Source organism: Leptospira brenneri, from assembly GCF_002812125.1.
GTDB lineage: Bacteria > Spirochaetota > Leptospiria > Leptospirales > Leptospiraceae > Leptospira_A > Leptospira_A brenneri.
Genome location: NZ_NPDQ01000006.1, coordinates 299,940 through 310,099, shown reverse-complemented (window position 1 = coordinate 310,099; position 10,160 = coordinate 299,940). Strand labels below are relative to the sequence as shown.

At 36.8% G+C, this 10,160-nt stretch carries 8 protein-coding genes; 5 read left to right on the top strand and 3 right to left on the bottom strand.

Annotation, left to right across the window (positions count from 1 at the left end; genetic code table 11):
- Positions 1–476 precede the first annotated feature (476 nt).
- The 4 genes from CH361_RS14535 (at position 477) to CH361_RS14525 (ending at position 2,886) form a co-directional block, all read left to right on the top strand.
- Positions 477–1,310: a hypothetical protein gene (locus CH361_RS14535; RefSeq protein WP_100791520.1), complete on the top strand. Its 834-nt coding sequence runs from the start codon at positions 477–479 to the stop codon at positions 1,308–1,310.
- A gap of 26 nt (positions 1,311–1,336) precedes the next feature.
- Positions 1,337–1,939, top strand: coding sequence for a hypothetical protein (locus tag CH361_RS14530; protein ID WP_100791519.1), 603 nt, complete (start codon positions 1,337–1,339; stop codon positions 1,937–1,939).
- A 243-nt stretch (positions 1,940–2,182) separates the two neighbouring features.
- On the top strand, positions 2,183–2,338 hold the full coding sequence (locus CH361_RS19720; protein ID WP_165782273.1) for a hypothetical protein: 156 nt from the start codon (positions 2,183–2,185) through the stop codon (positions 2,336–2,338).
- A 17-nt stretch (positions 2,339–2,355) separates the two neighbouring features.
- Complete coding sequence (locus tag CH361_RS14525) at positions 2,356–2,886, top strand: hypothetical protein (protein ID WP_100791518.1); 531 nt, start codon at positions 2,356–2,358, stop codon at positions 2,884–2,886.
- A 275-nt stretch (positions 2,887–3,161) separates the two neighbouring features.
- Here the strand turns inward: CH361_RS14525 and CH361_RS14520 are convergent, their stop codons facing one another.
- From CH361_RS14520 to CH361_RS14505, 3 genes are all read right to left on the bottom strand, one after another.
- The gene (locus CH361_RS14520; protein ID WP_244279898.1) at positions 3,162–4,922 is read right to left on the bottom strand and encodes a methyl-accepting chemotaxis protein; all 1,761 of its coding nucleotides are present in this window, start codon (positions 4,920–4,922) and stop codon (positions 3,162–3,164) included.
- 302 nt (positions 4,923–5,224) lie between these two features.
- Positions 5,225–7,006: a methyl-accepting chemotaxis protein gene (locus CH361_RS14510; RefSeq protein ID WP_100791516.1), complete on the bottom strand. Its 1,782-nt coding sequence runs from the start codon at positions 7,004–7,006 to the stop codon at positions 5,225–5,227.
- A gap of 339 nt (positions 7,007–7,345) precedes the next feature.
- Positions 7,346–8,542: a metallophosphoesterase gene (locus tag CH361_RS14505; protein WP_100791515.1), complete on the bottom strand. Its 1,197-nt coding sequence runs from the start codon at positions 8,540–8,542 to the stop codon at positions 7,346–7,348.
- 69 nt (positions 8,543–8,611) lie between these two features.
- Here CH361_RS14505 and CH361_RS14500 point away from each other — a divergent pair, with 69 nt between their 5' ends.
- Positions 8,612–10,135, top strand: a complete 1,524-nt coding sequence (locus CH361_RS14500; RefSeq protein ID WP_100791514.1) for a malate:quinone oxidoreductase — start codon at positions 8,612–8,614, stop codon at positions 10,133–10,135.
- The last annotated feature ends 25 nt before the right edge of the window (positions 10,136–10,160 follow it).

The following is a 10,160-nucleotide window of genomic DNA, read 5'->3' as shown; positions in this document are numbered from 1 at the left end:
CCTCTTCCAATCGCCGTTTGTCCATATTCCAGAATGTACACCACAAGTCAAACCTCTTTTATAAAAATTGTCCCAAATTTAAGAGTTTTTTTATCCATCGGAAATCAAAATATCTTCAATTCCGTGCTCATTCTGATTTCAAACCAACTAAATGACTTATGTCTCGTTTCAATATTTCGAATTCCAATGACGGATTTTTGCCAATTACCCAAACCACATAACAACAATTAATCGCAACTTTTCCTTACGGAAAAGTTTGCACCTATCACCAAACCGCTCGAATATTCTTATCTTAGAATTATTTGATTTTCTCACAATAACGCAAAGCGAAAGAACAACCCCTTCTCAGAGTATTTCCAACAGGTTCAGGAGTAAACAAGTAGAAGAAATTGCCTTTCCTTTTCTAGTAAAACTCCCCATAATGCTTGCTAAATATTTCTAATCACCTAGTCTTTGCCCAAAATAAGGAAAATTAAATGAACAAATTTCGTATTACGGGAATCCTTTTACTTCCCCTATTAATGTTTGCGATCGCATGTAAGTCTTCTGTCTACAGACTTGAATCACCAAAAACCAAGGAAGAAATAAAATCAGTTGGTTTGGTTGGTTATGCAATCTATTTAGAATATCCACCAGGTCTTTTAGGAACTGATAAAATTTACCAATTTGGCGAGGCTTTCGGAGACCTAACCGTAGCTCTCGACGCAGACAGTAAAGTGAATGCAAAAAAAAGAACTCCCGATCCAGCACATGTTTTAGTGGAAGAAACGGATAAGGAAAAAATTTATAACGGAAAGAAGTTACAAATTATTTCCTACGTATCACGTCTTGTTCCCGTTGATGGAAAATCGTATACTGTTTCTACAACTAGTTACGTTTATTGCCAAACCAGAATTGTTTTTGTAAATGGCGTGCCAACCACGCAACAACAATGTGACAATGTGTATATAGATCTTGATCCAGAAGATACAGCGAAAGTAATGAATTTCAAAGCGAAACCTGGTGAAATTCAATATTTAGGTTTATTTAAAGGTGTATTAAAGGAAACTACTTCCGATGATCCATTTGCACTTCCAGCTACATTAGATGAGTTAATCGGAGTATCTAATAAAAAGAAATTTGTATTAGAAAAAGATAATGGTTTCATCTTAAAATCTAATTTAGAATTACTCAAAGACAAATACTATTACCCAGATTTACGCAGACCAGGTTTTGATGAGTATGTCTTTTTAGAAGGTGTGAGTAAGGCAAATCCAAACTCTTACTGGAAAGAAATTGCAGATAAAAAACTAAGCAAATTTAGTAAGTAAATGCACACTTTTAATAGGAAAAACAAATGATAAAACCTATTCTGATAAGGCTATTATACCTATCTTTTGGAATTTTCACGTTCAACTGTTTAAACTTTCGAAGTGGTGAATATGAAGGAACTCCGGTAATCAAAAACTTTGATACTTCAAAAAAGATAGCAGTAAAAGTGAATGCCACATACCAAGGGACTGTTAATGGTGAACCTGAAGATCCACACCACTATTTTATTCAAAAATGGCAGAATGAGTCTGCAAAACTCTTAAACGAAAGTGAAGATGTTTTTTCGACAAGAAGCCAGACTGAAGCAGACTATACTTTTGATATCAAAGCAACGGAAGACAAGGGATACTTTTCTGGCAAAGTTTCTTTTTGGATTTCTTTACCTACTCTTGGAATCTTACCGTATTATATGGGCTCCCATATTACGCTGAATGTAGCAGTTAAAGATAAAAAAGGAAAAGTCATTGCAGAATTAAAAAGGGAAGAGAAAAAAACCGAAGTTGGTCAAATCTTGCTTCTATTTGTAATGCCTTTTTTAGATTCAGTGGCCACTGTGGATGCACAAAGAAGAGACTTACTAAGCTCTGTTTATGCAGAAATCAAAGAAAAAGGTTACCTAAAAAAATAAACCCCAATTGCTTCTCATTCTGATTAGATCTGAATGAGAAGTTTTTCTTTACTGAAGAAATTTGCTTTCTTTTGCCAAAGTGAAAAGAAAAAGTATTTTCACTTTGCTTTCCATTTACCCGCAAAGTTTTAATTCGTAGTTAAGTTCCAATTCCTGAAGTTTAATAGATAAACCAAAGGGAGGTTTGAATCATACCTGACGTACTATAAAACACCACCTTACTATTGGACCAATGAATGTGGATTGCCAACAAATTCATGGTTAGATTCAAACTCAGGACTTCTCGTTGGTGGTGCTACAGGATGGCTTGGTCCTGGCTGGACATTTCTTTTACGAGTCAAGGATTCTGCCGGCCAAACTGATATTCGAAGTTTTTATTTTGCATCAGGATTACAATAGGAGTTAATTAAAGAAAAATGAAAAATCGAAAACCATTCATCAAAACAATTTTACTATTCGTATTTCTGTTATTTCAAATGATTGTCACCACTCTATCCTGCAGAGAGTCGAATCAAAAGTCTGGGTGGGTTCCTCTTTCTCTCATATCAATTGCAAAAGAAATAGAAGATCAGGAAAAACTCAATCAGTGTATGGGTAGAGTTCCTGGTCAAATCTGCATCACTGTAGTCGAAGAACACCCAGCAAACATTCGTCAGATCAATCTCCTCCAAGCTGGAATTCAAATTTCTACCCTGGATGTAACAGGATTTCCTATCACAGATGCTATGTGTTACGTATATTACAATATTGAATGGGGAAACGGCACCCCATATCGAAGCACAAAAATATACCTAAAAAATACAAGCGGCGAAATTTGTGGGATTGGTTGGGAAAAGCACAGTGGAGAAACAAAAGACCAATTACTCAATTTACAAGGAACTGAAAAACAATTAAATACAGTCACAGAAATTGAATCAAACGGAATGACTTTGAAATTCTATCGCTAAACAAAATGGCAGATGTTTTCATCAGAGATCGAATGACAGGCTCTTATTTGGGGTTCAATCGATAACTTTTCAGAACATCGCCAATTTGAATGTTCAATAAGTTTAAATCTCATAGTTCTCGCTTCTTTTTATCCTGCGAAATCATTCAAATTACGACCATTAGCCGAATGAACCTATTGCCCTTATTCATCAGGGCAATCACGAACCACCTAATGATTAAAATTGAAAAACAAAACGAAATCCATACATATATTTTTTACGATGGAAATATCTTGTTATATCTTAAACTTTCCTATCTCTTGGTTTAAAGTTTTTGCAAGTTCACTCAATCGATTCGCTGCTTCTTTTACAGCGGATACTTCAGATAACTGAGAATCAGAGGAAACCGAAACTTCTTTTGTACTTTCATTAATAATGTTAGTTAGCTCAATCAGTTGGACCGTATTTGCGTTGAGTTCTTCAGTACTAGCAGATATCTCTTCAGTGGTTGAGGAAACGCCATGGATTTCATCATTTACTTTCTTAATTGCAGAAATAATTGATTGAAAAGTATTTCCAACAACATTGACCATCTCTACACCAACCCCTACATCCTGATTTCCTTTTTCCATTATCTGGATCGATTCAAGTGTGTTTTTTTGGATTTCATCAATGATCACTGAAATTTGTCTAGTTGCTCGTTCTGATCGTTCTGCTAATTTTCTAACTTCATCGGCAACAACGGCAAAACCTTTTCCTTCCTCTCCTGCCCTAGCAGCTTCTATTGCAGCATTGAGAGCCAGTAGGTTTGTTTGGCTTGCTATCTGATTGATCGTTTCAACGATTTGTCCGATTGCCTTAGAGTTTGCACCAAGAGTGTTAATACTCGAAGAAATTCCATTTACAGAGGAATTAATAATCTCCATCTGATGAACTGTTTTCTTTACTATGTCTTGGCCTTCTTCTACCTTTTCCAAAACACCGTTTGACAATTCTGAAACTATATAAGTGGCTTCAGCAATTTTTGCGATCGCAAGAGTATTTTCTTCTACTGCCGATTTATTTTCAGAAAAAGCTTCTAGCTGTGTATTTGAATTGCTTCGCACTGTAGTCATCGATTCTGATATCGTCGCAGCTACATTAGCCGAACCTTTTGCACTTTCGATCAGCTGATCTGCCGATTTCAAAACTTCATTTGAAGATTTTGAAACAACCTGAATCATAGTTCGTAAACTATTGGTCATTTGATCAAAATCAGTTAGCAGTGATCCAATTTCATCTTTATATAAGTGATTTGATTTTGAAGTTAAATCACCCTCTCTAGCTTTTCCAATGAGCGACTTCACATGATCGATCTTTCGCGCAAAAATTGCTGCAAAAAAATACGAAAAAACTAACGAAACGATGGATGCAAATATGCCACCTATCAGAAATAAGTAAGAAAGTGACTTAAGGCGCTCCTCATAAAAAATGGCCTCTCTCCCACCAGAACCAACAATCCAATCCCAAGGCTCATAATAGATCTGATAAGCAATCCAAGAATGGGTTGGTTCGTTTCCTTCTTGCCATAATTCATAAACGATTTTCCCGGTTCTTTCCTTATTGGACCAAGTATCCCGGACCGTATACTTTCCATCGACCTGGTAATCCCAAAGATTAACACCTTCAATGTTAAAAGGGTTCATTGTAAAAATACCGTTCGGGCGAGATGCCCAAACCCGCATATCCAATTTGGCTGACATTTTTCCTTTGGACAAATCACGGACTCCATCGGAACCTTTAGGTCCCAAAATATAGATTCTAGCCAATTCTTGAGCATCTGCTAAATTGATTTTTCCGGCCTTTACATCTTCATTTAATAAATCGATAACGGCTACCGAATCAGTTGCCAAGGTTTTAAACAACTCTCCACCAATATCTACGATTTGGCTTTTAGCAGACTGATAGACGAAATAAAAAACTGGGCCAAGTACTAAGTTGAGAACAAAAAAAATGAAAATCATCAACTGGGTACGAATACTAAGAGAATAGAGTTTATGAAGAGTTTGTTTTAACATACTTTAAAGTGATCGTTTGATTTATGAGAAGACGAAAACTTCCCATAAATGAAAGTATTTTTTTGAGATCTTCGTTTTTATTAATTCAGTCGCGAAACCTAAAAGCGATTTCCCATAAATATTATAGGAAACATTGTACTTTCCCGAACTATTTGTAAAAAAATAGAAACAAGCACCCTCCTTCCCAAGACCAGGAGACATAGATTCTAAGATTCGACCAGTGTTCAAACACCGATCTCTCGCAACGAGGTATTGCAGTTCATTTATTTACAATACCAGGAAATAAATTTTAAACGATGATTTTAAAACCGAAACCGGGAAACAATTCTCTCCATCGAATCTGAAACCGACTTTAGATGGTTTGCCTCTTCCGAAATTTCTTTAAATGTGGTGGAGATTTTTGAGTGGTTTTCCCATAACTCTTGTAAATCTGAATTTGACTCTTCCGTATATCCTGTTTGTAATTTCATCTCTTCAGTGATTTGTACTGCATCTTGTTGGAACTCTCCCACAAGTTTTTTTAAGGATTTTACATTTTCGGAACTGGTTTCACTGATATGGCCAAACAACTGAACGATTCTAGAGATTTCTTCAAACTTAGATTTTACATCTTCATTGGTAGAAATGATTTCTTTCATTGATTCCAAACTTTCTTTTGAGGCTACTTGTGATAAATTTACCACGCGTTTGATCTCTTCAATATTTTTAGCTGTTTCATCAGCTAGGCGCGAAACCTCTCCTGCAACCACAGCAAAACCCCGCCCCATAGATCCAGCCCTGGCTGCTTCAATCGATGCATTGAGAGATAGTAAATTCACACGGTCAGAAATATCCTCAACGATCGAAATTGTTGCTTTGATATTTTCACTCATCTGGTTCATCACCTCTACCTTTTCATAAGCAGATTGAATGGCATTCTTTTCTGCTTGAATGGTTTCAATAGAATGAACCGTATTTTGTGCCAAACCATCAGCTTTTATTGAAAGATCTGTCATTTCATCTGTCACTTTTGTGAGTTCACTTGCTAAATAATTAGTTTTATCTTTTTGAGATAGAACGCGATCATAAGTAGCTCGGGATAAATTTTGGATTTGTTTGACTGACTCAAAAGTTGAGTCGAGTTTGTTTTTTTCCGAAACTACTTGCGAATCAATCACAGCACCTTTATCCAAAATGATTTTTGAAGTTTGGGAAAGGGAAACAGCTTCCTCTTTCGCAGTTTGGAAATAGTTCCTTAACGAATCCATAAATAAGTTCAATTCTGTAATCGTATGGCTTAGGTTTGTTGCAGAAAGTTGAGGTATGGTTTCTGCGAGTTCCCCTTGTGATAATTTTTCAATGGAATGGTTTAAATTACCAATATCGTCTTTTAATGATTTACTACCGACATAGGCAGCATAAATCATAATCACTACCATCATTACAAAAACAATGGGCATTTGGTAGAACCAATAAGGAGATCTGAAATCAGTGAGTAGAATCAAAAACAAATAATAACCAAATGTTAACATTGGTAATAATGCCACAGCTAACATGGTAAAAAGATTTCTTTGAAAAACTCCGAAAATTCGAAATTTAGATTCATCGAGTAATACCTTTGCTAACTCCTGAACCTTTAGCACTGGACTCAAGTATACTTCAGTTTGAAAATAAAAAGCCAAATAAATAATTGGCAAAAGCATGATACAAGCATAGGGAAGGACCATAATTTCTTTCCATGGCAAATCAAGAAAACTCACTGCCATAAAAGAAAATCCCAAAATAGAAGCGGTCCAGCGAATGAGAATGACTTTCCCTTCCCAATGAGGGTGCTCCAAAAGTCCTTTTTTCAAATCTTCTATTGTTTTTTGATCTGTATCTTTTGAAAACGATAACAAACGTTTGAGTCTTCGATTTCGAAGGCCAATTCCAATGACCAAAGGAACCAAGGAAAGGAGAGTGCCAAGTAAACCAAGTTTGATTAATGTTTCGATCTCGAACCTGGATGCAAATAAACAGAAATTGATAAAGTAAGGAAAAATTAAGAGATATAAAGGAGCCTCAATCGCAATGGTTAATTTTCTGATGAGTGGATTCTGATTCATTTCTCATTTCCTGCTAATTTGTTTGTCAATTATTTCTAAAACGCAAAGAGACTTCACCTACTTTCACATTTTTTTTCACACGAACCAATCCTTGAACTCGTTCTTTTTTTTAGGGGGCGCCTCGAAAAGAAATCTAAAATAAAAATCTTTTTGATTCCCGACCAGGCTCTCCCTCGACGGGACGCTCGGTCGATCCTTGGCGCATTTATTTTTTTTAAGACCAACCAATAGAAACATGATGTATAAAGGATATTTAAAAAGATAAACTACGAATATCAGGTGGTATCCGGATTCAAATCACAAGTATCAAATATTGATTACAAAAAAAACGATTGATACTTAGACGGACTGAAGTTCCAAAACAGAAACTTCAGAAGGAGCACCCAAACGAAAAGGAGGACCCCAATACCCCGTTCCTCTGCTCACATAAATTTGTATATTCTTGTATCGATGTAAGCCGGAGACAAATTTTTGAGCTAAGTAAATCAAAATATTTCCAGGAAAAAATTGTCCACCATGAGTATGTCCAGAGATTTGTAAGTCAAAACCAACTTCGTTTGCTTCGTAGATGCTATTGGGTTGGTGTGCCAGAAGAATTTTGTAATCAGAATTTTCTCCACCTTCCATGGCTCGTTTAGGATCTGTTTGGTGAGATTTGATCATTGAACCCGCGGTTAGATCAGTCACACCTGCCATAAGTAACTTGGCATTTCCTACTGAGAGCATCTGGTTCCCATTCAATAAAATTTTAATCCCTAATTTTTCAATTTCTGGTAACCAAGAAAGAACTCCCGAATAGTATTCATGATTTCCTGTAACATAAAATGTTCCGTATTTTGATTGAATATCTCTTAATGGCTGTAAGTGGTGTTTGAGAGTGGCTGCCGGCCCATCCACCAAATCTCCTGTAATCACAACCACATCCGGATTCTGTAAATTGATCTTTTTCACAACACGATTCAAAAACTTAGTTTTGATGGTAGGACCAATATGGACATCAGAGATTTGTACAATTTTAAACTGATCTAAATCAGGATGTAAATGTTCGACAGGGATCTTCACTCGTTTGTATTGCAACCGAACATGAGCATTAAAAAAACCAAGAGAGCTAAGAGCTGTGGCCACTACGATGGTAGAAAAGGCCAGACTGAAATTTTTAACTTCGGTCACTCCGTCGAGAGGAAAACCAAGACGAAGTAAACTAGAAAACAAAACTTGTGAATATTCCGTTACGATCCCTAGGTCCACCAGGCGGAGTAAATCCATAAGAAGGACCAAAGTGAACAAAATAGAAAAGAATCCAAAGTTCGTGAAGGTGAGGTAGGAAAAAAAGGTTTGGGTTTTTTCCCTTTTCGAGGTGCGACTCAAAACATAAGTCAAGGGTACAAGTAGTACGAGGGCTCCAATCCCAAACAAAATCAGAGTCACCACCGGTCCATTCAGTGAAAGTCCTGAGATTAAACGATAAGTAGAATAATAATAGATAAATCCGAGTAAGGATGTGAGAACGGACAAAAATACGAAGAATGCTTTCAATCAAATTACCCTATCCTTTGGACAGGGGGAAAATCAGGAAAGTTGTCAATATTTTTACAGAAGGTTAGGATGAAAGAAAAAGATACAGTTAGAACAAAATCCGATGTCATACTCATCGGTGCAGGAATTATGAGTGCCACCCTAGGAGTTCTTTTAAAAGAATTAGCCCCTCACCTAACCATCACTGTACTAGAAAGATTAGACGCCGCCGCTCGTGAAAGTTCGAATGCCTGGAACAATGCCGGTACCGGACATTCTGCCTTTTGCGAATTAAATTATACAATTGAAAACGAAGATGGTTCCATCCAAACAAAAAAAGCCTTACAAATCGCAGAATGGTTCGAAATTTCAAAAGAGTTTTGGGGTTATCTTGCAGGTAATAAACGAATTTTAGATGCTGATGAATTTATTCATTCCGTTCCTCATTATAGTTTTGTTTGGGGAGAAGAAAATGTATCTTTCCTTAGAAAGCGTTTTGATGCCTTAAAAAAATATGAATTATTTAAGGACCTAGTTTATACAGAAGATAAGGACACTCTTACCGAATGGCTTCCCCTTGTCATGAAAGGTAGAGACAACTCAGAACCACTAGCCGCCACCAAGATGGAATTAGGAACCGATGTGAACTTCGGAACCTTAACAAGGGCAATGTTTCGTTATTTAGAAAGTTTTCCGGATGTCCATGTACATTATTTTGAAGATGTGAAAGATTTGGAACGGAGCGAGAATGGATTTTGGCACCTAACTTCAAATAATATCCAGACACATGAAAAAGAACACCACGAAGCTAAGTTTGTTTTTATCGGCGCCGGCGGGGGAAGTCTTCCGCTTTTAGAAAAATCTGACATCCCAGAAGCCGCTGGGTTTGGTGGATTTCCAGTGAGTGGACAGTGGTTGCGTTGCCGCAATCGAGATGTGATCAAACAACATTTTGCTAAAGTATATGGAAAAGCAAATGTTGGTTCTCCCCCCATGTCCGTCCCTCACTTAGACACAAGAATCATCGAAGGCAAAAAAGAATTATTATTTGGACCTTATGCTGGTTTTACGACCAAATTCTTAAAAAAAGGATCTTACCTTGATTTAGTAAAGTCATTAGAATTTGATAACATTTTCCCCATGTTATCAGCAGGAATGCACAACTTACCTTTAACTAAATACTTAATCAGCCAAGCCATGCAATCCCATGAAGATCGTATAACCGCACTGAAAGAATACTTCCCAGAAGTAAAATCAGAAGATTGGGAATTAGTAGTAGCAGGCCAAAGAGTTCAGGTAATCAAAAAAGATGAAGAAGAAGGTGGAGTTTTGGAATTCGGAACCGAAGTGGTTTCCGCAAAAGATGGATCTCTTGCCGCTTTGTTAGGTGCAAGCCCCGGTGCTTCGACTTCTGTTTCCATCATGTTAGAAGTGCTTACCGATTGTTTTCCCAAAGAAATGCAATCAACAGAATGGAAAACTAAATTAAAAACAATGATTCCTAGTTTCGGAGAATCCATGAAAGACAATCCGAATCTTTGTGCAGAAAGCAGAAAAAGAACCGAAGAACTTCTGGAACTAAACCGAGAGGCGAGTGTTGGCTCCAAAGTATGATTAGCTGAATGGATTTAAACTTAGA

Coding starts and splice junctions, on each gene's coding strand:
- CH361_RS14535 (WP_100791520.1), top strand. CDS start 477: ATGAACAAATTTCGTATTACGGGAATCCTTTTACTTCCCCTATTAATG.
- CH361_RS14530 (WP_100791519.1), top strand. CDS start 1,337: ATGATAAAACCTATTCTGATAAGGCTATTATACCTATCTTTTGGAATT.
- CH361_RS14525 (WP_100791518.1), top strand. CDS start 2,356: ATGAAAAATCGAAAACCATTCATCAAAACAATTTTACTATTCGTATTT.
- CH361_RS14520 (WP_244279898.1), bottom strand. CDS start 4,922: ATGTTAAAACAAACTCTTCATAAACTCTATTCTCTTAGTATTCGTACC.
- CH361_RS14510 (WP_100791516.1), bottom strand. CDS start 7,006: ATGAATCAGAATCCACTCATCAGAAAATTAACCATTGCGATTGAGGCT.
- CH361_RS14500 (WP_100791514.1), top strand. CDS start 8,612: ATGAAAGAAAAAGATACAGTTAGAACAAAATCCGATGTCATACTCATC.